The following is a 26,176-nucleotide window of genomic DNA, read 5'->3' as shown; positions in this document are numbered from 1 at the left end:
ATTTAACGGTGTAAGCAAAAATTTCGAATGGCATTTGAAAGAATGCGAATGGCGTTGGAAGCAGAGTATTGATGATTTAGAAAAACATTTATGGTCGCTTCTGCAATAAATTATACCAATCACTCTGCTAGTCTAGAGCCTCAGTTATATTTTCATTGTCGCACCAAATCTGCAATAATAAGCACTCTTTTTCCGCGCCTATGCGGCAATTGTTCTAAACTATATGAATAACGGAGAGTTTTTATGCATATATTTGGGCAGTTTCCCGCTAACAATTCGCTTAAGGTTACGAAACTGGGTGCACAGTCGCCGAGCAATATTGTATTCGGCGTGTTAGTTATGTTTCTCATTTCTGCGCTTCTCGCTTGGTGGGCGGCAGCAGAAAGCAAGGGGATTCTAAAGGATTATCAGATTAGTAAGGGATACCATGTAATTGATGCCGATATTGGCGCACAAAGTGAGTGTAAAACGCAAAAATTCGCTCTGACTTCTTGTATCGTCTATATCCGCTATCAAGGACAAAACTATAAGGAATCTTTTTCTTTTTTGATTTCAGTTCTTCTGATTATACGGTGATGCCGATTGCTTCCGACAGCGATCCAAATTTAGTTACAATTGATCTTGTCGTCAAAAGAATTACTAATCGCGCGATTTTTGTCGGGATTTTCTTATTCGGATTGCGTACTTTGTTTGTACGTTTGCCGCGCATCAGCAAAATGCTTCGCACGCTTAATCGGGCAGAGAATAAGCCTTGGCGTTTGGCGGCATTGGAAACCAATAAAAATGCCAATAAATACACCACGACTTTAAACAGCAAAAGCATTGAGATGTCTTTTAATTTTACTAAGAATAAGCCATGGCTGCTTACGGATATTAATGGAAACAAGCATTTGCTGGCTATTGCAGCTAAAAATAGCGACACGGCTATCCCTTTAGATGAGCAGCTGACGGTGCTGAAAGGTTTAAAGAAAAAAGAACGGGAGCAATTACAGCAAAGCCTGAATGCGCAGGTGCCGATTTTTGGTTCTGACTTCGCCGATTTTGTAAATCAACAATCGCAGGAGCAGTAAACAATATTTCGGTTTATCCGCTTATTTGCATCGGCGCTTTTCATGGGAAATTTCCCTGAAAAGTCTTTTCTTTTATTTTAGTGGTATAAAAATTTATCTGCGTGTTTTGCAGTTCTTATGTTTTTCTAGTATGAATTTGCTCTATATATCAATGTATAAATTAGCCCAATCGCCGCGCAGACGCTCGGGATTGCCGCCTAAATAGCGCATATATTCTTGGCGGGGGATTTCCACGCCGCCCATCGATTGCAGATGCGGAGTCAGGAATTGCGTATCCAAGACTTCAATGCCCTGCGCGGCAAGAAAAGCGCAGAGTCGGGCAAGAACGATTTTGCTGGCATTGGGCACAAGGCTGAACATCGATTCGCCGCAGAATACGCGGTCAAGGCAGACGCCGTACAATCCGCCGAGCAATGTGTCTTCATGCCAAAGTTCGCAGCTGTGCGCCAGTCCCTGCTCGTGCAGGGCGATGTAGCAGCTGCGCATCTGCTCGTCAATCCAGCTTTCGCCGTGCACTTTGGCGCAGTAATCCATGGTGTGCGCGAAAGCGCGGTCAAAGCCGATTTGATAGGGCATGCGGCGCATGGCTTTGTCTAATGAGCGGCTGATGTGAAGGTCTTGGCAAAAAATGACGCCGCGCGGATTGGGTGCCCACCACAGTATCGGGCTGTCCGCCCCATACCAAGGAAACACGCCGCTTTGATGCGCCAGCCAGACTTGGGCGGGCGATAAATTGCCGCCGATGGCGAGCAGGCCGCGTCTGTCGGCGCGTTCGACCGGCGGAAATGAGAAAGTGTGATGTGTCTTCATGGCTGTCTTGTTAGGAATTTGGCGGCAGAATAGCGCAATTTCGCGCTTTTTGTCAGTCGGCGGGCGGGCAGATGCGGCAAGCGATAGCAGAATGCTTTTGCCTTTGGTATGATGCGCGTTTTCGTTTTCTCGGAATATCATGCTTATGAATTTGTTTCGTCCTCAATTTTTAGCTTTAGCGGTGGCGGCAGCTGCGCAAAGCAGTGCTTTTGCAGAGTCTTTTGTGGTGCAAGACATTCGTGTCGAAGGTTTGCAGCGCGTGGCGCCAGGCACGGTATTCAGCTATTTGCCGGTGCAGATAGGGCAGCAGTTCGATACGGATAACAGCGCGCAGGCGGTCACGGATTTATATGCCATCAATCTGTTTTCCCGCATCAATTTGGCGCGCGACGGCAATACCTTGGTGGTGCAGGTGGAAGAGTTTCCCGTCATTTCCAGCATCGAATTGAAGGGCAACAGCAGTTTGAGCAGCAGCAATGTCAAGCAGGCTTTTGCCAAAGCGGGCTTTGCCGAGGGGCAGCCTTTTAATCCGGCGATGCTGCAAGAGATGCAAAATCAGCTGTACGGACAATATCATGCGCAGTCGAAATTCCAAGTAAACATTGATGCGCAGGTCAATACCTTGCCGCGCGGTCGGGTCGAGGTAGTATTTACGATTGACGAGGGGCGCACGGCGCAATACAAATCGATCGATTTTGTCGGCAACCGCATTTATTCCGACGAGCAGTTGGCAAAATTATTCGACACCTCCGCTACCGGCTGGCTGTCTTTCATGTCGAAAAACGATCAAATCAATAATGAGCGCATGCAGGCGGATTACGAGCGTTTGGAGAATTTTTACAAAGACCGCGGCTTTATGGATTTTGCCATCACTTCCGTGCAGACGGCTTTGTCTGAAGACAAAACGCGGATGTTTTTAACGGTCAATGTCGATGAGGGCGAGACCTACACCATCAAAGATTACCGCGTCAGCGGCGATTTGATTGTGTCGGAGAGCGAATTGCTGTCCTTGATTCAGGTGCAGAAAGAGCAGTTTTTCAACCGCAGCGCGATTGAAGCTAGTACGGAGGCGATTCGCAATCGCTTAGCTGACGAGGGTTTCGGCAAGGCGGATGTGCGGATTGTGCCCGATGTCGATCGCTTGAAGCGTGAAGTCGCTTTGAATTTCGTCATCCAGTCGGGACCGCGCGTGACGGTACGGCGAATCGAGTTCACCGGCAATGCCAAATCTTACGACAGCGTGCTGCGCCGCGAATTGCGTCAGCAGGAAATGGCGCCGTATTCCGCCTCGGATCTCGAGCGTTCCGAGCAGCGTATCCGCCGCCTGCCGCAGATTGAAAAAATTGAAAAAACCTTGCGTCCGGTGCCGGGGCATCCCGATCAGGTGGATGTGGTTTATACCGTGGCGGAGCGCAGCACCAGCTATATCCAAGGCGGCATCGGCTACGGTCAGTCCAGCGGCGCTTTGTTCAGCTTGGAATACGCCGACGACAATTTCCTCGGCACGGGCAACCGCTTTAATATCAATTTCGGCAAAGGCTCTTATGTGCAGTCTTACGGTTTGAGCGTTACCAATCCCTATTTCACCGACGACGGCATCAGCGCGCGCTTTAGCTTTAATTACGACGAATATGATTATGACGAGGAAGATTTATCCGATTGGACTTCGGACAATTTGGCTTTGATGCTCAATTTCGGCTATCCGATTTCCGAATACCAAAGCATTTTTGCCGGCGGCGGTTTCCGTCAAATCAAGGTCCATACGGGTAAAAATGTCGCTTCCGAAATCAATGATTTCTTGAAAGACAACGGCAAAACCTTCAATGAATTTGTGCTGACCGGCTCTTGGCAGCGCGACACCACCGACGATGCCTATATGCCGACTACCGGTTCGCAGAACTCCGTCTCTTTGGAAGTGGTCGTGCCGGGCAGCGATGCCACTTATTACCGCAGCGATTTTAAACATCGCAGTTTCTTCTCGGGACAAAGCGAAGATTCATTAGTCTTTTCTCTGCACGGCAACGTCAGCTACGGCAACAGCTACGGTGATCTTAAAGGCGGTCTGCCTTTCTATCGTCATTACTATGCCGGCGGTATTAACAGCGTGCGCGGCTATCAATACGGCTCTGTCGGCCCGCGTTATGCAAATAATGATTATGCCGGCGGCGATTTCCGCCTGACAGGCGGCGCGGAATTGATGTTGCCGGTCTCTTTCAGCGGCCGCGAGCGTAATCTGCGCGTGGGGGCATTTGCCGATGCCGGCGGCGTTTGGAATAAAGTCAGCGATTTCGATACCGCCGATATGCGCTATTCGACCGGTTTGTTCTTACAATGGATATCGCCGATCGGGCCTTTGAATTTGAGCTATGCCGTGCCGCTGAATAAAAAGAGCGGTGATGATACCGAAGCCTTCCAGTTTACGATCGGCACCACTTTCTAATGCGCCTGCGCTCTGTTCTTCTTTGCGCCGCGATGGGCAGCGCTTTGCCAAGCATTGGACAAGAAGCGGCGGCGGATTTTTTCGATCTTAGTCCGGCGGAATTGGCGGCAAGTGCCGCGCAAATCACCGCGCAATTGCCCAGTGCCGATGCGGCGCCTGTGTCCGAGATAAGCGATGCGCAGATGCGGATCGGCTTTGTGAATTTCCGCCGCATTATGGCGACGATTCCGCAATTGGGCAGCATCCGCGAGATTCTGCAAAGAGAATTCCGCAGCCAGTTGCAAAGTTTGGACAATTTGCAGTCCGAACTGGCGAAGCTGGAGCAGCAATTGAATCAGCAAAGCGCCGGCAATCTGGATACGGAAGCCCTGACCCAGCAATTGATTGTCAAGCGGCGCGAATTGGCGCGCCAGCAGGCGGCGTTTCAAGACGATTACAATGTACGGCGCAATGAGGAATTGGCGAAATTGCAAAGCATGGTTTTGGAAGAAATCGTCGGCTTGGCAAAAGCGGAAGGTTTTGATGTGATTTTAAACGACAACGGCGTGTTATATGTCAGCGAAAGGGCGGATTTGACCCAGCAAGTAATTGAGCGGCTGTTAAAGCGTACGCACCAACACGGCGATGAAGATTAAGGAAACAATATGCAGGAAATTCGAGCACAAGAAATTGCCGCATGGCTAGGCGGCGAATTGATCGGCGCGGATGTCGCCGTCAATCAAGTCGGCACTTTGTTAGCGGGGCAGAAAAATGCGGTGGGCTTTCTCGCCGAGGAAAAATACCGCAGCCAATTAAGCACGACGCAATTGGGCTTGATATTGCTTGCCGAGCCTGAAGCCGATCTTGCCGCTTCGCAAATTGTGGTTGCCGATGTGCGCCGTGCTTGGCGCATTTTAACCGAGCGTTTTCAGGCGGAAATGGATGCTGCACGTCCGCAAGGCATTCATCCGCAGGCGGTAGTGGCGGCGAATGTGCAAATGGGCCCGAATGTGAGTATCGGTGCCGGTGCCGTGATTGAAAGCGGGGCGATATTGGCAAAAGGCGTGCGCATCGAAGCACTGGCTTATGTCGGTAGGGGCGTGGAAATCGGTGCGGATACGCATATCGGCGCCGGTGTGAAAATCTTAAGCGGCACGCGTATCGGCGAGCGTTGTCGCATTCTTGCCAATGCGGTTATTGGTGAGCGCGGTTTCGGTAATCATTTTGAAGACGGACGCTGGCTGGAAATCCCGCAATTGGGCGGCGTCTTAATCGGCAATGATGTGGAAATCGGCGCGGCGACCATGATTGACCGCGGCGCGGTCGGCGATACGGTTATCGGCAACGGCGTCAAACTGGATAATTTGATTCAGGTCGCGCATAACGTAGAAATCGGCGACCATAGCGCGATTGCCGGCTGCTGCGTGATTGCCGGCTCGGTGAAATTCGGCAAATATTGCGTGGTCGGCGGAGCGAGTGTTTTTACAGGACACATCACGATTTGCGACAGCGCGCAATTTACCGGACATTCTTCCGTGAGCAAATCCATCACCGAAGCCGGCATGTATTGCTCGGCAATGACCGTGATGCCGATTAAACAATGGAAACGCTTTTTAGCAAAACTCAGAATTTTTGGGAAAGAAAAATGACAGAACACGCACATACCCTGATGGACATTGAAGAAATCCGCCGCTATTTGCCGCATCGCTATCCTTTTTTATTGATTGACCGCATCACCGAAGTGGTGCCGCAAAGCCATATTTGCGCGATTAAAAACGTGAGCGCTAACGAGCCCTTTTTCCAAGGGCATTTCCCCGGCAAGGCGGTCATGCCGGGCGTCTTGGTGATTGAAGCGATGGCGCAGGCGGCAGGTATCTTGGGCGTGAAAAGCGCTAAAGCGGAAATGGGGCTGCCCGACGAGCCCGAACAAGACGGTATTTATTTCTTTGTCGGCATTGATAAGGCGCGTTTTCGCAAACCGGTAGTGCCGGGCGACCAATTATTGCTCGAGATTAAACTGCTGAAATCGCGCCGCGGCATTTGGTCTTTTGAAGCGCAGGCGAGCGTAGCGGGGCAGGTGGTATGCAGTGCGGAAATCATGTGTACTTCCGCAGGCAAGGGTAAAGCCTAATATTGGAGAGAAAAGCCATGATTCATCCGACGGCGATTATCGATCCCAGCGTGGAATTAGACAGCAGCGTCAGCGTGGGTGCTTACAGCGTCATCGGCGCGAAAGTGCAGATTGATGCCGGCACGACGATTGCGCCGCATGTGGTTATTGAAGGCCCGACGCGCATCGGTAAAAACAACCGCATTTGGCAGTTCGCTTCCCTAGGTGCTGAGCCGCAGGATAAAAAATACGGCGGTGAAGACACATGGCTGGAAATCGGCGACGGCAATACGATTCGAGAATTCGTAACTTTTAACCGCGGCACGGTGCAAGATGGCGGCGCGACCAAAGTCGGCGATGACAACTGGATGATGGCGTACTGCCATTTGGCGCATGATTGCGTGGTCGGCAACCATACCGTATTTGCCAATAATGCCTCTTTAGCAGGGCATGTGCATATCGAGGATTATGTGATTTTGGGCGGCTATGCTTTGGTCTATCAATTCGTGCATATCGGCGCTTACAGCATGGTGGCGTTTTCCAGCGGCGTGAAGCAAAACGTGCCGCCGTTTTCCACGGTGGCAGGCATGCCGGCTAAGGCAAGCGGCATCAATAACGAAGGATTGCGCCGCCACGGTTTCCCTGCGCAGGAAACGGAGGCAATTAAAAAAGCCTTCCATCATCTCTATCAAGAAAATCTGCTCTTAAGCGAGGCGCGGGAAAAAATCAATGCCCTTGCCGCCGATTCGCAGGCGGCACGGCGGATTGCCGATTTTATCCAAGCCACCGGCAAACGCGGTTTGATTCGCTAAATGGATAAGCGCGCACCGCATATCGCCATTGTTGCCGGCGAAGTATCCGGCGACCGCTTGGGCGCACCTTTAATGGCGGCTTTAAAAAAACGCTATCCTCAAGCGCGTTTTAGCGGCGTGGGCGGGCGACATATGCAGGCGCAGGGTTTGCTCTCTCTCGCGCCGATGGATACGCTGGCGGTGATGGGCTTGGCGGAAGTTCTGCGGCATTTACCGGCAATTTTCCGTCTTAAAAAAAGTATTTTGCAGTATTGGCAGGACAATCCGCCCGATTTGTATATCGGCATCGATGCGCCGGATTTTAATTTGCGTATCGAAACCGCATTGCGCAAACGGGGCATTGCCACCGTGCATTATGTCAGCCCTTCTTTATGGGCATGGAAGGAAAAGCGGATTTATAAAATCCTTCAGGCGGTGGATTTGATGCTGTGTCTGTTTCCTTTTGAAACCGATGTCTATGCCAAACACGGCGTGGAGGCGGTATGCGTAGGGCATCCGATGGCAGACCGCCTCAGCCCGATGGATATCCGCTTGGCACGCCAGCAATTGTCTTTGCCCAAGCAGGCGCCTTTGCTGGGGCTCTTCCCCGGTTCGCGACGCGGCGAAATCGAGCGGTTGTTGCCGGTGTTTCTGCGTGCCATGATGCTGATGCAGGTGCGGGAGCCGGCTTTGCGTGCCGTGATTTCCGTTGCCGATGCCGCGCATCGCGGCAGAATCGCCGAAATCATCCGCCAAACCTGTCCGCCGCGCCAAGAGATTATGCTCAGCGATGCCGAAAGCGATGTCTTGATGTCGGCCTGCGATGTGCTGATGGTCGCCAGCGGCACGATTACTTTGGAAGCCGCCTTGCTGGATCGCCCGATGGCGGTGGCATACCGCGTGCATCCGCTGACGGCGAAAATCGCCAGACGCCTATTAAAAATCGACCGCTTCAGTCTGCCTAATTTGCTGTTACAACGCGATGTGGTCAATGAATGGATTCAAGAAGACTGTACGCCTGAGCATTTGGCAGACGATGCCGGCGCGCTCTTGCACGACCATGCACGGCGCGGCGCGCAATTGCTTGCTTTTGCGGAAATCCGCGCCGCCTTAGCCACGCAGGTCTCCGAACGTGCCGCCGATGCAGTGGCGAATTTACTTGAGCGCAAGGCATGATTGCCGGTGTGGACGAAGCGGGGCGTGGCGCATGGGCGGGCAATGTCGTGGCGGCGGCGGTCATTTTGCCGCCCGATTATGATTTGCCTTATTTGAACGACAGCAAAAAATTAAGCCCTAAACGGCGCGAGCAATTATTTCACGCCATTGCCGAGCAAGCCTTGGCTTGGCGTTATGCGCAGGTCTCTGCGGCAATGATTGACCAAATCAATATTCATCAAGCGACCTTGCTTGCCATGCGTTTGGCGATTGATGCTCTGTCGCTGCCGCCACAGCGGATTTTGATTGACGGTAAATTTCTGCCGCCCGATTTGCCCTATCCGGCGCAGGCGATAGTTGACGGAGATGCCTTAGAACCGGCAATTGCCGCCGCCAGCATCATGGCAAAAGTCATCCGCGACCGGCAATTGATTGAATTAGATAAGCAATATCCGCAATACGGTTTTGCCGCGCACAAAGGCTATGGCACGGCGCAACACAGCCGTGCTTTGCGCGAATACGGCATTATTGCCGAGCATCGCCGCAGCTATGCGCCGATTAAAGCATTATCGAGAGAAGTCCCATGATTGCCCTACATAATCACAGTGAATATTCTTTAAGCGACAGTATTTTGCGCATTGAGGATTTAGTCGCCTACGCCAAAGCCGACGGGCAGGTCGCCCTTGCCTTGACCGACCGCAATAATGCCTACGGCTTGGTCAAATTCTACAAAGCAGCACGCGGTGCCGGCATCAAGCCGATTTTGGGCTGCGATTTAAGCGTGCGCAATGCCCAAGGCGAGATTCATCAAATATTGCTGTACGCGCAAAACGAGCGCGGCTTCCGCCAGCTGAACGAATTGATTAGCTTTGCCTATGCGCAAGACCAGCATAACGGCGAAGTGGCGGTCAATATCGAACGTTTTACCCCCGCCCAGTGCAGCGATTTGCTGGCTTTAAACGGCGGCATGGCAGGCGATATGGCGGCGGCATTGTCTGCCAATGATAAAAAACTGATGCAGGCAAGGGCAGAGCATTGGCAGAGTATTTTTGCCGACCGCTTTTATCTGCAAATCAGTCGCAGCGGCGAAAGCGGCGAGCGCGAATACTGCGCCGCCTGTGCCGAAATCGGACAGGCATTGCAGATGGCGGCGGTGGCGACCAATTTGGCCTGTTTCGCCGCGCCCGAGCAATTTGACGTGCATGAAGCACGGGTCTGCATTGCCACCGGTCGCATTATTGCCGACAGCACTAGACCGCATGCCTTTACCGAGCAGCATTATTTGCGCACTCAGGCGGAGATGGCGGCGCTGTTTGCCGATGCGCCGCAATTATTGCTCAATAGCGACATCATTGCGCAGCGCTGCAATGTGCAGCTGACATTGGGCAAGAATTTCCTGCCGGATTTTCCTCTGCCTGAGGGCATGGCGATTGAAGAGTATTTAGTGCGCGAATCCGAGCGCGGTTTGGAAGAACGTCTGGAGCAGTTGTTTCCGGATGCGGAAAATCGTGCCGCCCATGCCGCTACTTACCGCGAACGTCTGCATATCGAATTGAACGTTATCAATCAAATGGGCTTTCCGGGCTATTTTTTGATTGTGGCGGATTTTATCCAATGGGCGAAAGATAATGACGTGCCGGTCGGGCCGGGACGTGGCTCGGGGGCGGGTTCTTTAGTCGCCTATGCGCTGAAAATCACGGATTTGGATCCCTTGGCTTATGATTTGCTCTTTGAGCGTTTTTTAAATCCCGAGCGGGTCTCGATGCCGGATTTCGACGTCGATTTCTGCATGGAAAAACGTGACCGCGTGATTCGCTATGTGGCGGATAAATACGGACATGAAAAGGTGTCGCAAATCGCCACGCACGGTACGATGGCGGCGAAAGCGGTGGTGCGCGATGTGGGGCGCGTGCAGGGCAAATCCTACAGTTTCTGCGATGGTGTATCGAAGAAAATTCCCAAAACGCTGGGCGTTACCCTGTCCGATGCCTTAGGACGCACGGAAAAATCCAAGAAACAGCCCGAATTTTTCTCGCCGGATTTAGCGCAGGATTACGAGCAGAACGAAGAAACCCGCGAATTAATCGATACGGCTTTGCAATTGGAAGGTTTGGCGCGCAATGTCGGCAAACATGCCGGTGGCGTGGTGATTGCACCGACCAAATTGACCGATTTTTCGGCGCTCTATACGGAAAGCGCGGGCGCGCCTTTGGTAACGCAATTCGATAAAGACGATATCGAAGCGGTCGGCTTGGTCAAATTCGACTTTTTGGGGCTGCGCACGCTTACGGTGATTGATTGGGCTTTGGATTTCGTCAATCAGCGCCATGCGCGGGAAGGCAAAGCCGCGCTGAAAATCGAAGCCTTGCCCTTAGATGATCCCGCGACTTTCAAACTGCTCAAATCCACGCGTACCAGCGCGGTGTTCCAGTTGGAATCTTCGGGCATGAAAAATCTGATTCGCAAACTGCAACCGGATAATTTTGAAGATATTATCGCCTTGGTCGCCTTATTCCGCCCCGGTCCTTTGCAATCGGGCATGGTAGATGATTTTATCAACCGCAAACACGGTTTGGCGGAAGTAGAGTATCCGCATCCCGCGCTGGAAGGGATTTTGGAAAACACCTACGGCGTGATGGTCTATCAAGAACAAGTCATGCAAGTGGCGCAAATTCTGGCGAATTACAGTTTGGGCGAGGCGGATTTGCTGCGCCGCGCCATGGGCAAAAAGAAAGCCGATGTGATGGCGGAGCAGAAGGCGATTTTCGTCGAACGGGCGATTGCCGGCGGCGTACACAGCAATGTAGCGAACGATATTTTTGATTTGATGGCGAAATTTGCGGAATACGGCTTTAATAAATCGCATTCCGCCGCCTATGCCTTATTGTCTTATCAAACCGCATGGCTGAAAGCGCATTATCCTGCGGAGCTGATGGCAGCAGTTCTATCCTCGGATATGGATAAAATCGACAAGGTCGTGCCGATGGTCTCGGAAGCGCTGGATATGGGGCTGGAAGTGATGCCGCCCTGTATCAACCGTTCGCAGTACCGCTTCAGTGTGGACGAAGCGGGGCGGATTTTATTCGGACTGGGCGCCGTCAAAGGCGTGGGTGAGAATGCGGTCGGCGATTTGATTGCCGAGCGCGAAGCCAATGGTCCTTATCAATCGCTTTTGGATTTATGCCGGCGTATTGATTTGAAAATGATTAATAAAAATACCTTGGAAACCCTGATTAGCGCGGGAGCTTTTGATGTCATCGAGCCGAATCGCGGCGCTTTGACTGCGGCTTTGCCGCAGGCGATGAAGCTGGCAAACCAGCATCATAAGACCGAGCAGTCGGCGCAGCAGGATTTCTTCGGCGTTTTGGGCGGCGGTGATGAGGGAATCGGCGATGAATTGCTGAGTCTTGATGCGAACGCCACATGGACGGATAAGGAAAAGCTCGAGGCGGAAAAACAGTCGCTGGGCATGTATTTGACCGATCATCCGATTAATAGTGTGCGTCCGCGTTTGCAGGCGATGTGCGATCAGTCGTTGGCGGAAATCGTCGCCCATTTGCAGGAACTCGCGCCGCCTGCCGATTTCAAACAGCGGCGCGGTTCGGCACAACTGCTGAGATTGGGCGGCATGGTCACGGAATTGCGCTCGATTCCCAGCAAAAAAGGTGGCATGCTGGCGTTCTTTACCCTTGATGATCGCAGTGCGCGCTATGAGTTTATGCTCTCCGGCAAGAATTATGAGCAGTTTATCGGCTTATTGGCCTTGGATAAGGTGCTGATGCTGGAAGTGGCGCTGGAGTATTTTTCATGGAAAAATGAATGGGGGCTGAGCGTGCAGGCGGTCTCGGATTTTGAGCATGAGCAGTTCAGATGCCTGCGCAATCTCACGATTCGCAGTCCTTTGGCGAAAATGAATGTTGCGGAACTGACATGGCTGAAAGCACAGCGCATGCAGGCGGCAGTCGAAATGGAGCAGGGCGTCTGTCAGGGGGCGAAAGTGCATTTGCTCTTGCAGGACGAGAATTATGAAGGGCGGGTGGCTTTGGGTGGCCGCTATTGGATTGAAGCGCAGACGCTGAAGCGGCTGGAGCAGCAATTCGGTGCTAAAAATTTGATTTATCAATATTAAGGGAGAACAGGATGCAAAAAACGATTTATTTTGCTGGCGGTTGCTTTTGGGGCGTAGATGCCTATTTCGCCAGAATTGAGGGCGTGGTGCAGACGCAGAGCGGCTATGCCAACGGCAATACAGTCAATCCCTCTTATGAGCAGGTGCGCTCGGGGGCGACGGAGGCGGCGGAAACGGTCAAGATTGATTATGAGGACAGCCGCATCAGTCTCGGCGAGTTGCTGCAATACCTTTTCCGCATTATAGAGCCGACCAGCCTGAATAAGCAGGGCGCGGATGTCGGCACGATGTACCGCGTCGGCGTCTATTATGAAGATGCGGCGGATCAGGCGGTGATTGCGCGGGCTTTGGCGCGTGTGCAAAGCGATTATGCCGAGCCGCTGGTGGTGGAAAATCTGCCTTTGGGCAATTTCTATCGCGCGGAAGAGTATCATCAGGATTATTTGGATAAAAATCCGAACGGCTACTGTCATGTTAATTTAGGCATTGCCGCCACTCCTTTGTCTTATGCCGAGCAAGTGCGTGCGCAGGAAGCGCAAATTGCGGTTGATAGTACGGCTTATCATAAGCCGGAAGCGGAAAGTTTAAAGGCGCAATTGAGCGATTTGCAATGGCAGGTCACGCAGAAAGAAGCCACCGAACGCCCTTTCTCGCATGAGTACAATCAATTGACGCAAGAGGGCATTTATGTGGATATCGTCAGCGGCGAACCCTTGTTCAGCTCGGCGGATAAATATGATGCCGGCTGCGGCTGGCCGAGTTTTACCCGTCCGATTACAGAGGCGGTGATTACCGAGCATGAGGATTTGTCGCTGTCGCGCGTGCGTACTGAAGTACGCAGTCGTGCGGCGGATTCGCATTTGGGACATGTGTTTGAAGACGGTCCGCAGGTAATGGGCGGTTTGCGCTATTGCATCAATGGCGCGAGTTTGAAATTCATTCCTTATGATGAGATGGATGCCGCGGGTTATGGCGCGTTCAAAGCAGCGGTGCGTCGTCATGGCGGCTAATTCCGTTCGGCAAGGTTTTCAGTTGGGGCATTTTTGGGTAGGCAGCTTTTGGCTGCTTGCCTTTGTCTTGGCCTTTGTCGTTCGCAGCAGTTACGGCTATGGCGCAGGCGCTATCGCTTTGGCCGGCATTTTCAGTTTGTTTACATGGCGGCAGATGCCGCCTTTGTCGCAGGCGACACGGCAATGGTCGCTGCTGCTCTTAGTCTATGTCGGCTTGATGCTGCTGTTTTTATATGCAGGCGATGAGCCGATCGGCGCTTATGAGCGCTTGGGGCGTTATCTGTTGGCTGTGCCGCTTGTGATTGCCATTTGGCGTTGGCGCCCCTCGATGCACTGCTATGCAATTAGTCTGGCCTTGGGCATTGCGGCGGCTTTTGCGGTGGTCTTCATCGCGCGCGTGATTCAAAGCAAGGGCATCGGCAGTGGCTATGGCTACCAGAATCAAATCCAATATTCAGATATGGTGATGATTATGGGAACGGCGGCCTTATTTGCGAGTTTTGCTTATCGGCGTTTCGGGTTGAGTTGGTGGCTATTGCATGCAGCGGCTTTATTGGCCTTGGCGGGAGCATTCTTGACCGGCGGACGCGGCGGCTGGCTGGTGCTCTTACCGACAATGGCGCTGTATATTGCGGCGCAGGAAGGCGGAAAACGGCTTAAAACCGCTATTGTTATGCTGCTGGGTGTATCCGCATTTATTGCGCTCTTATGCAGCATTCCGCAGCTGCATATTTCAGGACGTGTCATGCAAATTTGGTATGACATACAGCAATTTCAATCCGGCAATGCCCATTCCTCGCAAGGCGCGCGTTTGGCGATGTGGCAATGCAGCTGGCATCTCTTTGCCGAGCAGCCTTGGCTGGGTTTAGGGGGTGAATTAAAGCGGATGATGATAGAGGCAGCCGATCAAGGATTATGTGCAGCAGCCGTGAAAGGTTTTGACCATGTGCATAATGATTTTCTCGATATCTTCGTGCGCTATGGGCTTTTGGGCGGTGCCGCCACTTTGCTGATGTATGCCTATCCCGCCTATCTCTATCTGCGCGCTTTGCGTTTTCCTTTGACGGCGGAGCAGAGAACGATGGCATGGTCGGGGGTAGCGGTCTGTGCGGCGTTTTATACCTGCTCGATGAGCAATGCCATTTTGGCACACAATATCACCAGCGTCTTTTTCCTGCTCTTTAATGCTTATTTGATTACGGGTTTGGGCAAACGACCGATACCAATCGGTACACATGTCTGAAACTTTAAGCATTTTATATCGAGACGATTCTCTCATTGCGGTGCATAAGCCGGCAGGCTTGTTTGTGCACCGCAACGATTTGGATCGCAGTGCGCAAGATTTTCTGTTGCAGCAATTGCGCGATCAAATCGGACAATATCTGTATCCGGTGCACCGCCTTGACCGTCCGACCTCGGGCATCGTGCTGTTTGCCCTGCAATCTGCCACCGCCGCAGCGCTTAAGGCGCAATTTGACAGCGGAGAGGTAGAGAAACGCTATCATGCGGTGCTGCGCGGTTATCTGCAAGCACAGACAATCGATTATCCTTTAAAGCCGATTTACGATGCGATTGCCGACAAGCATCGTAAAGCCTTAACAGAAGCCAAAGCCGCATGCAGCCGATTCACGCCGCTGGCACAGGTGGAATTGCCCTTTGCCGGCAGTACGCGCTATCCCACTTCGCGCTACAGTCTTGCTTGCTTAGTGCCGCAAAGCGGGCGCAAACATCAATTGCGCCGCCATGCAAAACATATTTTCCACCCGATTATCGGCGACACCGCCTACGGCGATTTGCGCCAAAACAAAGCCTTCGCCGAACATCTCGGCATTCACGGCTTATTGCTGCACAGCTATGCGCTGCGGCTGCGGCATCCGCAAACAGGCGAAGCCTTAGAAATCGTCGATTCGGTCATCACACCGCAGTGGCAGCGCATTTATCAGCTGTTTAAGACTGACGGCGCGGTCTTGCTTTCACTTTAACCGCCACCGCACCGCTTTTGCCATCGCTGTCGTGTACCGAAACTGCTGCCGCCACCGCCTGATGCGTACGCAGCAGCTCGAAAATGGCGTTTTTCAAAGGCGCCTTGTCATAAGGCGAGCTATTACGCCCTTTGCCATGCACAATCAGCCAATATTCGGGCTGACGATTGCGCCGTTCATCGAGGGCATCGGTCAATAATTGTCTGGCGTCCTCAACAAAATAGCCGTGGAAATCCCATTCCCGCACGATGCGCAGACGCAAATCCTGCATGGCACGCCACTCGGCAGGCGGCAATTGGGCAAAATTCTCCGCTAAAAATTCAGCGCCTTGCGGCTGGATTAAGCGGCTATTTTGATGAGCAATGCGGCGCTCTTGGCGTATTTTAGGACGCTGACCGAACGCCGGCGACAGCGCCGCTGTTTTAATCGCATCCACCTTGCCGATTAAATCGGCGAAACTTTCGCCGGATTTTCTCTCTGCTTCAGACATATTTATAAGCAATCTCGTGTATCATGGCGGCATGATAAATGCCATGCGCTTTGGAATAAAGGAGTGAAGATGAAAATAGCTATTCACGGAGTTAATGGGAAAATGGGGCAGGAAATCGCGCGCGCGGCTTTGCTGGACAGCGACTGCGAGCTCAGCGCCGTTTCGGTGCGCGACTCGCACAGCTGGGCAAACCGCGCCTTAAACAGCATCTGCGACATCGACAGCCCTTTGAAAACCACCTCTAATCTGGAAATCTTGTGTCAGCAATCCGATGTGATTATTGACTTTACCCGTCCTGATGCCACCCTCAGCCTCCTGCCGATTTGCCAGCGCTATGACCGCCCCATGATGATCGGCACCACAGGTTTTAATGCCGAAACCGCCGCTTGGATCGAACGCGCCGCCCGACACATCCCGATCGTCTTTGCCGCCAATACCAGCTTGGGCGTGAATGTGCTGATGGAAGTGACAAAGCGTGTGGCGAGCGTATTGCCCGCCGAAGATTGGGATGTAGAAATCTTTGAAAGCCATCACCGCCGCAAAGTCGATGCCCCTTCGGGTACGGCATTGAAACTGGGCGAGCAAATCGCGCTGGGACGCGAGGTGAATTTGGCGGAACATATGGTTTACCCCTATGAAAATGCGCGTAAAACAGGCGATATCGGCTTTTCGGTCATGCGCGGCGGAGAAATCAGCGGCGAACACACCGTCTATTTTATTAACGACCACGAACGCTTGGAATTTACCCATCGCGCCCACGACCGCAGCATTTTCGCGCGCGGCGCTCTAATTGCCGCCAAATGGCTGCAAGGCAAGCCGGCAGGCTTATACAGCATGGCGGACGTCTTGGGTTTTCGCCAAGTCTAGGGCAGAATTTGCTATCATAGCGGCGTTTTTTTGGAATGATTTAGGAGTTGAGTATGAAAAAATTAGGGTTATATCTTTCCGTCTTAGTCTTGGCAGTACTGTTTTTTGTCTTCGGCTTGTTTAATAAAGCGCAAGTGCAGTTCGACTACATCTTAGGCAGCACGCAATTGCCGCTGGTCTTTGTCATGCTCATCTGCTTTGTCTGCGGCGCCTTGTTAACGCAAATCGTCTTCGGATTGAAATTCTTATACTGGAAAAACCGCGCCGTTGCTCTGGAGAAAATGCTGGCGCAGGAATACAAAGCGCAGGATAAAGCACAAGTGCGCGCGGAATTCGAGCAAAGCCATCAAGCCTGATTAGCATGAGCGAGTGGCTGCTGATTTTCCTGCTGCCCTTGGCGGCATGGTCGGGCTGGTGGATCGCCATGCGTAAAGAGGCGCGCGATATGCGGCAATCGAAATCGCGTTCCGCCTATTTTGAAGGCTTGAGCTTCCTGCTCAACGACCAAACCGACCGCGCCGTCGACGTCTTTCTGGAAATGGCGGATATCGATCGTCAGACCTTTGACAATCAGCTGACTTTGGGCGCCTTGTTCCGCAAGCGCGGCGAATTGGACCGCGCTTTGCATCTGCACCGCCAATTAGCCGATCTGCCTTCTTTAGATAATACCCAAGCCTGTGCGGTCGATTTTGAATTGGCGGAAGACTATGCCCATGCCGGCATGTTTCGCCAAGCGCAAGCCTTATTGGAAAAAAGACAGGGCGAGAATTTCCGCACCCGCGACATCTATGCCGCCCTATGGCGGATTTACGAACGCACCGCACAATGGCAAAAAGCCATAGAAATTAGCGAATTATGGCAGGCGGCAGGCTATGGCAGCCGGGCGCGGCAAATCGCCCATTATTATTGCGAGCTGGCGGAAATCGCCCAAAGCGAAGGCGATACCTCGCGCATGCACACCTTATTAGACGCTGCGCTCGTGGCAGATAACCGCTGCGGACGCGCCTACCATATGCAGGCGCAATTAGCCATGCAGCGCGGCGAACCGGTTTCCGCCATTCATCATTACCATTCTATTGGCGAACAAGCGGCGAATTTTTTACCGGAAATCCTGCCATTACTCGCCGAAGCCTATGCCGAAATCGGGCGCAGCGAAGAATATCTGCAATGGTTATTGGAAAAAGAGGCGCAGATGCGGCAGGCGCGATTAAGCCTTGCTACCGCCGAAACCCTCAGCCGTCTGGGTAAAGCGGAAGCGGCGCACCAATTATTGCAAAGCCGCTTGCAGGAACAGCAAAACCCGCTGCTATTGGCGGCTTATTTGCAGAGTCATCCCGAGCCGAGTTTGCAGGGGCTGAATACGCTTATCGGCAAAGGCATCAGCCCGCAGCGCGTTTATCAATGCAATGAATGCGGTTTCCGCCAACAGCGCCTGATTTGGCATTGCCCCGCCTGCCATGCTTGGAGCAGTTTCCAGCCTTTGATTGAAGTAAAAGTAGAGCAAAGATGAGTGATCCTAAGATTTTATTGGCCTTTGATTTTGACGATGTGCAGACTGCTTACGCCTTGGCGGAGCAACTCAATCCCCGTCTGTGTCGGATTAAAATCGGCAAAGCCCTATTTACCCGCGCCGGCGTGGCGGTGGTCGAACGTTTGCAAGCCGGCGGTTTTGAGATTTTTTTAGATTTAAAATATCACGATATTCCCAATACGGTGGCGGATGCGGTACGCGCCGCTGCCGATTTGGGTGTCTGGATGGTCAATGTGCATGCCGGCGGTGGACGCAAAATGCTGACGGCCGCCGCAGAAGCGCTTGCGCAGCGCCGCCAAGCGCCGCTATTGATTGCGGTAACGGTATTGACCAGTATGGCGGAAGCGGAATTGGCGGATATCGGCGTCACGCGCGGATTAGCTGAACAAGTCGCGGCGCTGACTGCCTTAAGCTATGACTGCGGCTTGCAGGGTGTGGTCTGTTCGGCGCATGAAGCGGCAGCGGTAAAAGCTGCTACCGCCCGCGATTTCCTGACCGTTACCCCCGGCATTCGTCCGCTTGGCAGTGCTTCGGACGATCAAAGCCGCATCATGACGCCCGAGCGTGCCTTGGCAAGCGGCAGCGATTACCTTGTGATCGGACGCCCGATTACCGTGGCAGCCGATCCCTTGGCGGCATTAGAAAGCATTGCCGTCGACATTGCCCACTTTAATAAGGAAAAATCATGAACAATCAACATACAGGACGGCGGCGCGGCATTTATATTCTGCCGAATTTATTCACTACGGCGGCGCTTTTCTGCGGATTTTATGCCATTTTGGCGGCTACGGACGGACGCTATGTCTTTGCCAGCGTACTGATTTTCCTTGCGATGATTTTAGACGGCTGCGACGGACGGGTAGCGCGTTTGACCAACACTGCCAGCGAATTCGGCGTGCAATACGATTCCTTGGCGGATTTGGTCTCTTTCGGCGTTGCGCCGGCGATGCTGCTTTATCATTGGACATTGCATTTGAGCGCGACCGCGCCGCTGGTGCCTTCGCGCTTAGGCTGGATGGCGGCATTTATTTACACCGCCTGCGCCGCATTGCGCTTGGCGCGTTTTAATGCGCAAGTCAATGTAGTGGATAAAGCCTTTTTCATCGGTTTACCCAGTCCTTCTGCCGCCGGCGTGATTGCCAGTTTTGTCTGGTTTGCCCAGCGCTACGGCTTTCAGCCGAAGAATTTGCTGCTTTTTAGCGCGGTATTATTGATACTGACCGGCTTGGCAATGGTGAGTAATTTCAAATATTTCAGCGGCAAAAGTCTGAAAATCGGAGGAAAACTGCCGTTTCGCTATGCCGCTTTGCCAGCGATTATTTTGGCGGGCATCTTTTTGGAACCGGCTTTGGCATTGCCGTTGATTTTCTTTATCTATGCCCTGCACGGACCTTTGTGGTCAATCTGGCGTTGGCAACGTAAGCGCTCAATGTGAACTCATTTCTAAATCCCACGGCAGCACAGCAAAAAGTTTGGCAATTATTAGGCTTGAAGCGTTACTTGCGGCGCAGCGATGTGCGAGCGCTTCACCGCCAACATCTCTCGACGCAAATTGCCAGTGGGCCGACGCAGGAAAATCCGCAAAATGCTTTGGTCCAAGGCAAAGAAATATTGCCGCAGATACTTGCCCCTGAAACATCGGCAGCGTCAATAGCCGCACCGCCGCCTGCGGTTCGGGAAACAAGACCGACACAGCAGCAAAAACTGGGCGATATCGGTATTTTTGCTTTGGCGCAGTGTAGTCTTGTGTTGAAAGAAGAATTGGCTTTCGTGCTGCCGCCTTTATGGTTTGACCGTGCTTGGCGCTTATTTGCGCATGCGCAAGAGGCGGTATTGCTGCACAATGCCTTGGCGCGTTGCGATTATCCGCAGGCGGCGGCAATTTTTGCCACCCTGCAAGACTGGCAGAGCGATGCCGCGCCGCAAGGCGAGACGCTGCCCGAGATCGCCTGCTCGAATTATGTGTTGTTAGGCGATGAGCATTTGGCGCAGCAAGTGCAAACCTTATTGAAGGCTACGGAGCGCAGAATCACGCATCCCGCTTTGGCATTGCGTAGTGCGTCGTCTAAGCGTCGGCTATGGTTGGATTTATTACAGTTACGAGGAATACTTTCATGAAGGCGATTATCAGCCGATGGCTGTTATTAGGATTATTGAGCGGTGCTGCTTTCGCCCAACAGGGAGAGTCTGCATGGATTAGCGATGAGTTGCAAACCTCTGTCAGCGATGCGCCGCAAAGCAGCGGCAAATATTTAGGTTCGCTGAAGGCGGGCGTGCCGGTGCAGATATTGCGTAACAGCGAAGACAGACGCTATGTATTGGTGCAGGCAGGTGAATTGCAGGGTTGGGTCTGGGCGAAAAATATCATGCACAGTCCCAGTGTGCATAGCCAATTTGCCGAGCAAAGCCGTCAGCTTAACCTCGCCCAAGCGCAGCATGCGCAATTAAAGCAAGTCCATGATGCCGAATTGCTCAGTGTGCAAGAATTGCAGCAGGCTTTGGCGCAAAGCCGCCAACAGGCGGAAACGGCAAGGGCGGATTTGCTTGCTTTGCAAAGAGTATCGGCAAATGCGGTGGAAATAGACCGTCGCAACCGCGAATTGCAGACACGCGTCGTCAGCCTAGAACAGGAAAATCTGCAATTGCAGCATCAAAACAGCCGTTTGCAAGATACGGCATTGCGTCAGCAAATGCTTTTAGGCGGCGGATTGGTCTTGTCGGGAGCATTTTTATCCGTAATTTTTTCTTTATTGGGGCGCACAAAAAGACGCCGCCAATTGCATGATTTATAGTATGATGCCGCGCTTTATGGCTTAGAACGATTATGGCTTTACAACATCCGCAGATTGATCCCGTTATTTTCGCCCTCGGTCCGATTAAGCCGACTTGGTACGGTTTGATGTACGTCTTGGGTTTTAGTTTAGGTTATTTACTGGGCGTCTATTATGCAAAACGCCGTCCCGCCTTAGGCTGGGATAAAGACCAACTCGGCGATTTGCTCTTTTGGCTGATGCTCGGCACCATTTTAGGCGGTCGCCTAGGTTATGTCTTGTTTTATATGCTGGTTCCCTACAGTATTGATATCTTGATAAAAGATCCGATGCTGCCGCTTAGAATCTGGGACGGCGGCATGTCTTTTCACGGCGGATTATTAGGCGTTACCATCGCCTGCATCGGCTATGCCTATAAATACGAACGCAAAATTTTAGACATCGGCGATTTTATCGCGCCCTTGGTTACCATCGGTTTATTTTTTGGACGGATTGGTAATTTTATCAACGGCGAATTATGGGGACGTCCGACCGATGTAGCTTGGGGCATGGTCTTCCCAAGCGCAGGAGATCATCTTGCCCGTCATCCCTCGCAGCTCTATCAGGCGGCATGGGAGGGCTTATTGCTCTTTATCGTGCTCAATCTCTATGCGTGCAGACCGCGTTATCGCGGGCAAACCACCGGCTTATTTCTGTTGCTGTATGCTATCGGGCGTTTTTTAAGCGAATTTGTGCGCGAAAAAGATGCGCAAATGAGTTTTTATCTCGGCATGACGATGGGGCAATTGCTCTGCCTGCCGATGGCATTAATCGGGCTTTATTTATGGCTGCGTCCGCAGTCTGCGCCGCCCAAACCCTATTCACTTTCAGCGGATTGATTCATGGACATTTATCAAGAATTACTACGCCATATCCTCACGCAAGGCAGCGAAAAAACCGACCGTACCGGCACCGGCACACGCTCGGTATTCGGTTATCAAATGCGCTTTGATTTGCAGGCAGGTTTTCCCTTGCTGACGACTAAAAAAGTACATTTCAAATCGATTGTTTACGAATTGCTGTGGTTTTTGCGCGGCGATACCAATATCGGCTATTTGAAAGAACATGGTGTGAGTATTTGGGACGAATGGGCGGATGAAAACGGCGATTTGGGCCCGATTTACGGCAAGCAATGGCGGGATTGGCAGGGCATCGATCAAATCGCTCAAGTCATAGAGACCTTAAAACACAATCCCGATTCCCGCCGCATGCTGGTCTCGGCATGGAATGTGCCCGAATTGGGCAAAATGGCATTGCAACCTTGTCATGCTCTGTTTCAGTTTTATGTCGCCGACGGCAAATTATCCTGCCAACTGTATCAACGCTCGGCGGATGTCTTTTTAGGCGTGCCTTTTAATATTGCCAGTTATGCTCTATTAACCATGATGATGGCGCAGCAATGCGATTTGGCATTGGGCGATTTTGTCTGGACGGGCGGCGACGTGCATTTATATAGCAATCACTTAGCTCAAGCACAGGAGCAATTAAGCCGCAGTCCGCGTACTTTGCCGCAGCTTGAGCTGGACAAAGCACAAAGCATTGACGCTTATCGTTTTGAGGATATTCGCTTAATTGGCTATGACCCGCTGCCGGCGATTAAAGCGGCAGTGGCAGTATAGAGGAAGGCAATGATTATTCTGCGTTTTTTCAGAAATGTATTTTATTTTTGCGTCGTAATGGGCGTTTTCGGCATTCTTATCGCTTGGACTTATGCGAAGAAACTGGAAGCGCAATATGAATTGGACTCCAATAATTTGGGCGGCGCGCTGTGGTCGATGCCGGCGCGCGTCTATGCACGTCCCTTGGAATTATATGCCGGCGCGCCCTTAAGCAAAGCCCAGCTGCTGCGCGAATTGGAACTCTTGGAATATCGCAAAGTAGCGGAAGTCTTGGAACCGGGGCAATATCAAGACAATGGCGACAGCGTAATTTACTACGCAGCGGAATTTGCGTTTTGGGATCAGGTGCGTCCTGCGCGGCGGATGCAGATTAGTTTTGCCGAAGGCAAAATCAGCCGAGTGGAAAGCTTGAGTACTTTTGAAGAAATCGGCTTGGAGCGCCTCAATCCGCTGCGCATTGCCAGCATTTATCCGCAGCATCGCGAAGACCGCCTTTTGGTCAAATTAGACGAAGTGCCGCCGGTATTGATTGATACCATTTTGGCTACCGAAGACCGCAATTTTTATCTGCACCCCGGCGTTGATCCGCGCGGTTTGTTGCGCTCGATTTATGTGACCTATGTGCGCAAAGGCGATCAGCAGGGGGGCTCGACCATTACCCAGCAATTCATTAAAAACCATTATTTGAGCAATGAACGCAGTATTTCGCGTAAAGTTAAAGAAATGCTGATGGCTTTGGTCTTAGAGCGTTACAGCACCAAAGAAAAAATTCTTGAAGGCTATATCAATGAAATTTATCTGGGGCAGGACGGGCAAAGAGCGATTCACGGCTTCGGCTTAGCCAGCGAATATTATTTCAATAAACCCGTATCCGAACTGAATTTGCATGAAATCGCCACTTTGGTTGCCTTAGTGCGCGAGCCGGGCAATGCTGATCCGCGCAAACACCCCGAATACGCCTTGCAAAGACGCGGCTTGATTTTAAAAATCATGGTACAGCAGGGCTTAATTAGTCAAGAGGATGCTACTTTAGCGGATGGTTTGCCGCTGGATGTGGCGCCTGTCGAGCGGACGCGGGAGCGGATTCGTTACCCTGAATTTATGGATTTGGTCAGCGCGCAATTGCAGCAGAATTACAGCCGCGAAGATTTAACCAAACAGGGCTTGAATATCTTTACCACCCTTGATCCGCAAATTCAGGATAAAGCACAAGAAGCGCTTACGAATCAATTGGCTAAATTGGAACGCGGTAAAGGCTTGCGTAGCAATTTCTTACAAGGTGCCGGCGTGATTGTAGAAACCAACAGCGCGGATGTAGTAGCGATTATCGGTTCGCGCCAAGCGGGCGAACAGGGCTTTAACCGCGCCTTATCCGCTAAGCGGCAAATCGGTTCCTTGGTTAAGCCGGCGGTCTATTTAGCCGCCTTGGAATATCCCACGCGCTATAATCTATCCACCATGATTGACGGCAGCAAATTGGATTACCGTAACGGCGGTACCAAATGGTCGCCAAAAAATTACAGTACGCGCAGTTTTCCCGATGCCATGCTGATTGACGCCTTGGTCAAATCCTACAATATTCCCACTGCCAGAATCGCGCTGGATATCGGCTTGAAAGATGTGGTGGCAACTTTAGAGCGTCTGGGATCGCGCGACGGCATTAAACCCTATCCTTCACTGTCTTTAGGTGCGGTGCAGATGACGCCTATAGAAGTGGCGCAAATTTATGAAACCTTTGCCTCAGGCGGCTATTATCAGCCGCTGCGCGCCATTCGCGATATTACCACTCAGCAGGGCGAAGCCATTCGCCGCTTCGATATGCAGGGCATTCGTGCGATTGAGCCGACGCCTTATTATCTGCTGATGACCGCCATGCAGGAAATTCCGCGCAGAGGCACGGCGACATTGGTCTATCAACATTTCGATAAAAGTTATAATTTTGCTGGCAAAACAGGCACCACCGATGACTATCGCGACAGTTGGTTTGCCGGTTTTTCAGGCAATTATCTGACCGTGGCTTGGGTGGGTAATGACCAAAACCAATCCACGAAATTAGCCGGCGGCGCAGGCGGCTTACCCTTGTGGATTGCTTTGATGAAGCAAGTGCCGAATAAACCTTTGACCGTCAATCCCCCTGAGGGCATCGTGATGCGCAATATTAATCGCAGCAACGGGTTATTAGCGGGTAATGGCTGTAAGAATACGCTTTCTCTACCCTTTATCGCCGGTTACGAACCGAGTTGGGGCGGCAATTGCGCGGCACCTGTGCCGGTGAGGAATGATAGCGATATTTATGAAGGCAGTTTTGTTGCGCCGAGCTTCAATCAATCAGGGTTCTCTGCGCCTAGCGGTTCATTCTTCAACAATTAGGCGTTTTGTTTTATAATAGTGCGAATTTTTAATGAAAAGATTAACGAGGGATTTATGAAATTAAAAGGGCTTAGTGTAATGGTTGCCACAGCGATTTTATCAGGCTGCACCGGCATGATGTACGGTGGCGGCGTAGCGCCGGTGAATAATCAAAACACCTATTACGGACGTCAGCAGCAGCCGATGCAGGGCTGGCAGCAACAGCCGCAGCAAGCGCCGAATGCCTATGCCAACACGCAAATCGGCGTAAATACCGCACAACAGCAGGCGCAGGCACAAGCCGAAGCCCGTCGCCAAGCGGAAATCGCGCGCCAACAAGCTCAGCAGGTGCAGGCTCAAGCCGCCACGCAGGCGACTGCGGCATCGCCTTACGGCAATGCCAGCCCTGCCAATACGGTGCCTAATCCTGCTCAAAATGCGGCAAATGACGGCTGGGCAGTGCGTCCTAATACCCCGCCTACCGCTACCGACACGCCGAAAGTCGAGCCGCAAGCCCCTGTGGCGACGCCGGTAGTCAATAGACAGGAGCCGCAGCCGATTCGTCCGCCGGCGCGTGAAGATAATAGCCAAAATGCGCAGACACAAGCGCCAAGCACGCCGCAGCAAGCGCCTCAGGCAAGTCCCGCTCAAGCACCGGCAAAACAAGTGGCAGCGGCACAACCGGCGGGCGAGCGTCCTGCAGCGAGCGGCGGCAGCGCGGTCAGTACCTTATTGCAAAAAGCCAATAGCGAATTGGGCAAAGGCAATTTGGACGGCGCAGCGTCCTATTTGGAAGACGCGCACCGCATCGACAGCAAAAACGCTAATATTCTGTATGACATCGCCAATATCCGCTATCATCAGAAGCGTTACCGCGAAGCTGAAGCCGCTGCCGCACGCGCAGCGAATATGGGCGGCAATAATAGCGTGATGCGCAAAAGCTGGTCTTTGATTGCCAATGCGCGCAAGGCATTAGGCGATAATCAAGGCGCAATTGCGGCATCGGAAAAAGCCGCTTCTTTCTAAATTTTAAG

25 protein-coding genes and 1 pseudogene are annotated in these 26,176 nt (G+C 52.2%); 24 read left to right on the top strand and 2 right to left on the bottom strand.

Going from position 1 to position 26,176, the window contains the following annotated elements; genetic code table 11:
* Positions 1 to 243: 243 nt before the first annotated feature.
* A complete protein-coding gene (locus ACJHVI_RS01690) occupies positions 244 to 576 on the top strand; it encodes a hypothetical protein (protein WP_483182847.1) in 333 nt (110 codons plus the stop codon).
* Entirely contained in the window at positions 576 to 1,070 is a 495-nt protein-coding gene (locus ACJHVI_RS01685) for a hypothetical protein (protein WP_483182846.1), read from the top strand. Before ACJHVI_RS01690 ends, ACJHVI_RS01685 begins: the two co-directional genes overlap by 1 nt.
* A 141-nt stretch (positions 1,071 to 1,211) precedes the next feature.
* On the opposite strand, the gene aat is transcribed toward ACJHVI_RS01685, so the two are convergent.
* Positions 1,212 to 1,880, bottom strand: a complete 669-nt coding sequence (gene aat / locus ACJHVI_RS01680; protein WP_483182845.1) for a leucyl/phenylalanyl-tRNA--protein transferase — start codon at positions 1,878 to 1,880, stop codon at positions 1,212 to 1,214.
* A gap of 139 nt (positions 1,881 to 2,019) precedes the next feature.
* On the opposite strand from aat, the gene bamA reads away from it, so the two are divergent.
* The 11 genes and pseudogenes from bamA to ACJHVI_RS01625 all read left to right on the top strand — a co-directional run bounded on the left by bamA (position 2,020) and on the right by ACJHVI_RS01625 (position 15,476).
* Complete coding sequence (bamA, locus tag ACJHVI_RS01675) at positions 2,020 to 4,320, top strand: outer membrane protein assembly factor BamA (RefSeq protein ID WP_483182844.1); 2,301 nt, start codon at positions 2,020 to 2,022, stop codon at positions 4,318 to 4,320.
* Complete coding sequence (locus tag ACJHVI_RS01670; RefSeq protein WP_483182843.1) at positions 4,320 to 4,955, top strand: OmpH/Skp family outer membrane protein; 636 nt, start codon at positions 4,320 to 4,322, stop codon at positions 4,953 to 4,955. The genes bamA and ACJHVI_RS01670 overlap by 1 nt, the downstream gene beginning before the upstream one ends.
* A gap of 9 nt (positions 4,956 to 4,964) precedes the next feature.
* Positions 4,965 to 5,948 carry a UDP-3-O-(3-hydroxymyristoyl)glucosamine N-acyltransferase gene (lpxD, locus tag ACJHVI_RS01665; RefSeq protein ID WP_483182842.1) on the top strand — a complete coding sequence of 328 codons (984 nt, stop codon included), beginning with the start codon at positions 4,965 to 4,967 and terminating at the stop codon, positions 5,946 to 5,948.
* Between the two features lie 17 nt (positions 5,949 to 5,965).
* Entirely contained in the window at positions 5,966 to 6,430 is a 465-nt protein-coding gene (gene fabZ, locus ACJHVI_RS01660; RefSeq protein WP_483182848.1) for a 3-hydroxyacyl-ACP dehydratase FabZ, read from the top strand.
* A 17-nt stretch (positions 6,431 to 6,447) separates the two neighbouring features.
* On the top strand, positions 6,448 to 7,221 hold the full coding sequence (gene lpxA, locus ACJHVI_RS01655) for an acyl-ACP--UDP-N-acetylglucosamine O-acyltransferase (RefSeq protein WP_483182841.1): 774 nt from the start codon (positions 6,448 to 6,450) through the stop codon (positions 7,219 to 7,221).
* A complete protein-coding gene (lpxB, locus tag ACJHVI_RS01650; RefSeq protein ID WP_483182840.1) occupies positions 7,222 to 8,376 on the top strand; it encodes a lipid-A-disaccharide synthase in 1,155 nt (384 codons plus the stop codon).
* The gene (gene rnhB / locus ACJHVI_RS01645) at positions 8,373 to 8,942 is read left to right on the top strand and encodes a ribonuclease HII (RefSeq protein ID WP_483182839.1); all 570 of its coding nucleotides are present in this window, start codon (positions 8,373 to 8,375) and stop codon (positions 8,940 to 8,942) included. The genes lpxB and rnhB overlap by 4 nt, the downstream gene beginning before the upstream one ends.
* Positions 8,939 to 12,484, top strand: a complete 3,546-nt coding sequence (dnaE, locus tag ACJHVI_RS01640; protein ID WP_483182838.1) for a DNA polymerase III subunit alpha — start codon at positions 8,939 to 8,941, stop codon at positions 12,482 to 12,484. The genes rnhB and dnaE overlap by 4 nt, the downstream gene beginning before the upstream one ends.
* 17 nt (positions 12,485 to 12,501) lie before the next feature.
* Positions 12,502 to 13,494: pseudogene (msrAB, locus tag ACJHVI_RS01635) on the top strand (bifunctional peptide-methionine (S)-S-oxide reductase MsrA/peptide-methionine (R)-S-oxide reductase MsrB); the annotation flags it as partial.
* Positions 13,484 to 14,737 carry an O-antigen ligase family protein gene (locus ACJHVI_RS01630; protein ID WP_483182837.1) on the top strand — a complete coding sequence of 418 codons (1,254 nt, stop codon included), beginning with the start codon at positions 13,484 to 13,486 and terminating at the stop codon, positions 14,735 to 14,737. The pseudogene msrAB and the gene ACJHVI_RS01630, both read left to right, overlap by 11 nt.
* The gene (locus ACJHVI_RS01625) at positions 14,730 to 15,476 is read left to right on the top strand and encodes a pseudouridine synthase (protein WP_483182836.1); all 747 of its coding nucleotides are present in this window, start codon (positions 14,730 to 14,732) and stop codon (positions 15,474 to 15,476) included. Before ACJHVI_RS01630 ends, ACJHVI_RS01625 begins: the two co-directional genes overlap by 8 nt.
* Here ACJHVI_RS01625 and ACJHVI_RS01620 read toward each other — a convergent pair.
* Positions 15,442 to 15,966, bottom strand: a complete 525-nt coding sequence (locus tag ACJHVI_RS01620; protein ID WP_483182835.1) for a Smr/MutS family protein — start codon at positions 15,964 to 15,966, stop codon at positions 15,442 to 15,444. The genes ACJHVI_RS01625 and ACJHVI_RS01620 overlap by 35 nt on opposite strands.
* A gap of 69 nt (positions 15,967 to 16,035) precedes the next feature.
* Here ACJHVI_RS01620 and dapB point away from each other — a divergent pair, with 69 nt between their 5' ends.
* From dapB to ACJHVI_RS01565, 11 genes are read left to right on the top strand one after another with little or no spacing between them, the layout of a single operon-like run.
* Positions 16,036 to 16,833: a 4-hydroxy-tetrahydrodipicolinate reductase gene (gene dapB, locus ACJHVI_RS01615; protein ID WP_483182834.1), complete on the top strand. Its 798-nt coding sequence runs from the start codon at positions 16,036 to 16,038 to the stop codon at positions 16,831 to 16,833.
* 53 nt (positions 16,834 to 16,886) lie between these two features.
* Positions 16,887 to 17,189 (top strand): lipopolysaccharide assembly protein LapA domain-containing protein, encoded by a 303-nt coding sequence (locus tag ACJHVI_RS01610; protein WP_483182833.1) that lies wholly within the window; start codon positions 16,887 to 16,889, stop codon positions 17,187 to 17,189.
* A 5-nt stretch (positions 17,190 to 17,194) separates the two neighbouring features.
* Positions 17,195 to 18,343, top strand: coding sequence for a lipopolysaccharide assembly protein LapB (locus ACJHVI_RS01605; protein ID WP_483182832.1), 1,149 nt, complete (start codon positions 17,195 to 17,197; stop codon positions 18,341 to 18,343).
* Positions 18,340 to 19,053 carry an orotidine-5'-phosphate decarboxylase gene (pyrF, locus tag ACJHVI_RS01600; RefSeq protein WP_483182831.1) on the top strand — a complete coding sequence of 238 codons (714 nt, stop codon included), beginning with the start codon at positions 18,340 to 18,342 and terminating at the stop codon, positions 19,051 to 19,053. Before ACJHVI_RS01605 ends, pyrF begins: the two co-directional genes overlap by 4 nt.
* Positions 19,050 to 19,799 carry a CDP-diacylglycerol--serine O-phosphatidyltransferase gene (gene pssA, locus ACJHVI_RS01595; RefSeq protein ID WP_483182830.1) on the top strand — a complete coding sequence of 250 codons (750 nt, stop codon included), beginning with the start codon at positions 19,050 to 19,052 and terminating at the stop codon, positions 19,797 to 19,799. Before pyrF ends, pssA begins: the two co-directional genes overlap by 4 nt.
* The gene (locus tag ACJHVI_RS01590; RefSeq protein WP_483182829.1) at positions 19,796 to 20,482 is read left to right on the top strand and encodes a hypothetical protein; all 687 of its coding nucleotides are present in this window, start codon (positions 19,796 to 19,798) and stop codon (positions 20,480 to 20,482) included. The genes pssA and ACJHVI_RS01590 overlap by 4 nt, the downstream gene beginning before the upstream one ends.
* The gene (locus tag ACJHVI_RS01585) at positions 20,479 to 21,156 is read left to right on the top strand and encodes a TIGR04211 family SH3 domain-containing protein (RefSeq protein ID WP_483182828.1); all 678 of its coding nucleotides are present in this window, start codon (positions 20,479 to 20,481) and stop codon (positions 21,154 to 21,156) included. The genes ACJHVI_RS01590 and ACJHVI_RS01585 overlap by 4 nt, the downstream gene beginning before the upstream one ends.
* 32 nt (positions 21,157 to 21,188) lie before the next feature.
* On the top strand, positions 21,189 to 22,013 hold the full coding sequence (gene lgt, locus ACJHVI_RS01580; RefSeq protein WP_483182827.1) for a prolipoprotein diacylglyceryl transferase: 825 nt from the start codon (positions 21,189 to 21,191) through the stop codon (positions 22,011 to 22,013).
* 3 nt (positions 22,014 to 22,016) lie between these two features.
* The gene (locus tag ACJHVI_RS01575) at positions 22,017 to 22,793 is read left to right on the top strand and encodes a thymidylate synthase (protein ID WP_483182826.1); all 777 of its coding nucleotides are present in this window, start codon (positions 22,017 to 22,019) and stop codon (positions 22,791 to 22,793) included.
* A gap of 9 nt (positions 22,794 to 22,802) precedes the next feature.
* Entirely contained in the window at positions 22,803 to 25,163 is a 2,361-nt protein-coding gene (gene mrcB, locus ACJHVI_RS01570) for a penicillin-binding protein 1B (protein ID WP_483182825.1), read from the top strand.
* A gap of 54 nt (positions 25,164 to 25,217) precedes the next feature.
* Positions 25,218 to 26,168, top strand: a complete 951-nt coding sequence (locus ACJHVI_RS01565) for a tetratricopeptide repeat protein (protein ID WP_483182824.1) — start codon at positions 25,218 to 25,220, stop codon at positions 26,166 to 26,168.
* Positions 26,169 to 26,176 lie beyond the last annotated feature (8 nt).

It is taken from the genome of Suttonella sp. (assembly GCF_056855035.1).
The sequence above is the reverse complement of the archived record's forward strand: the minus strand, read 5'-3'. Positions and strand labels throughout refer to the sequence as shown.

Excerpts from the sequence above, each read along its gene's own strand:
- ACJHVI_RS01690 (WP_483182847.1), top strand. The coding sequence starts at position 244 with ATGCATATATTTGGGCAGTTTCCCGCTAACAATTCGCTTAAGGTTACG.
- ACJHVI_RS01685 (WP_483182846.1), top strand. The coding sequence starts at position 576 with ATGCCGATTGCTTCCGACAGCGATCCAAATTTAGTTACAATTGATCTT.
- aat (WP_483182845.1), bottom strand. The coding sequence starts at position 1,880 with ATGAAGACACATCACACTTTCTCATTTCCGCCGGTCGAACGCGCCGAC.
- bamA (WP_483182844.1), top strand. The coding sequence starts at position 2,020 with ATGCTTATGAATTTGTTTCGTCCTCAATTTTTAGCTTTAGCGGTGGCG.
- ACJHVI_RS01670 (WP_483182843.1), top strand. The coding sequence starts at position 4,320 with ATGCGCCTGCGCTCTGTTCTTCTTTGCGCCGCGATGGGCAGCGCTTTG.
- lpxD (WP_483182842.1), top strand. The coding sequence starts at position 4,965 with ATGCAGGAAATTCGAGCACAAGAAATTGCCGCATGGCTAGGCGGCGAA.
- lpxA (WP_483182841.1), top strand. The coding sequence starts at position 6,448 with ATGATTCATCCGACGGCGATTATCGATCCCAGCGTGGAATTAGACAGC.
- lpxB (WP_483182840.1), top strand. The coding sequence starts at position 7,222 with ATGGATAAGCGCGCACCGCATATCGCCATTGTTGCCGGCGAAGTATCC.
- rnhB (WP_483182839.1), top strand. The coding sequence starts at position 8,373 with ATGATTGCCGGTGTGGACGAAGCGGGGCGTGGCGCATGGGCGGGCAAT.
- dnaE (WP_483182838.1), top strand. The coding sequence starts at position 8,939 with ATGATTGCCCTACATAATCACAGTGAATATTCTTTAAGCGACAGTATT.
- ACJHVI_RS01630 (WP_483182837.1), top strand. The coding sequence starts at position 13,484 with ATGGCGGCTAATTCCGTTCGGCAAGGTTTTCAGTTGGGGCATTTTTGG.
- ACJHVI_RS01625 (WP_483182836.1), top strand. The coding sequence starts at position 14,730 with ATGTCTGAAACTTTAAGCATTTTATATCGAGACGATTCTCTCATTGCG.
- ACJHVI_RS01620 (WP_483182835.1), bottom strand. The coding sequence starts at position 15,966 with ATGTCTGAAGCAGAGAGAAAATCCGGCGAAAGTTTCGCCGATTTAATC.
- dapB (WP_483182834.1), top strand. The coding sequence starts at position 16,036 with ATGAAAATAGCTATTCACGGAGTTAATGGGAAAATGGGGCAGGAAATC.
- ACJHVI_RS01610 (WP_483182833.1), top strand. The coding sequence starts at position 16,887 with ATGAAAAAATTAGGGTTATATCTTTCCGTCTTAGTCTTGGCAGTACTG.
- ACJHVI_RS01605 (WP_483182832.1), top strand. The coding sequence starts at position 17,195 with ATGAGCGAGTGGCTGCTGATTTTCCTGCTGCCCTTGGCGGCATGGTCG.
- pyrF (WP_483182831.1), top strand. The coding sequence starts at position 18,340 with ATGAGTGATCCTAAGATTTTATTGGCCTTTGATTTTGACGATGTGCAG.
- pssA (WP_483182830.1), top strand. The coding sequence starts at position 19,050 with ATGAACAATCAACATACAGGACGGCGGCGCGGCATTTATATTCTGCCG.
- ACJHVI_RS01585 (WP_483182828.1), top strand. The coding sequence starts at position 20,479 with ATGAAGGCGATTATCAGCCGATGGCTGTTATTAGGATTATTGAGCGGT.
- lgt (WP_483182827.1), top strand. The coding sequence starts at position 21,189 with ATGGCTTTACAACATCCGCAGATTGATCCCGTTATTTTCGCCCTCGGT.
- ACJHVI_RS01575 (WP_483182826.1), top strand. The coding sequence starts at position 22,017 with ATGGACATTTATCAAGAATTACTACGCCATATCCTCACGCAAGGCAGC.
- mrcB (WP_483182825.1), top strand. The coding sequence starts at position 22,803 with ATGATTATTCTGCGTTTTTTCAGAAATGTATTTTATTTTTGCGTCGTA.
- ACJHVI_RS01565 (WP_483182824.1), top strand. The coding sequence starts at position 25,218 with ATGAAATTAAAAGGGCTTAGTGTAATGGTTGCCACAGCGATTTTATCA.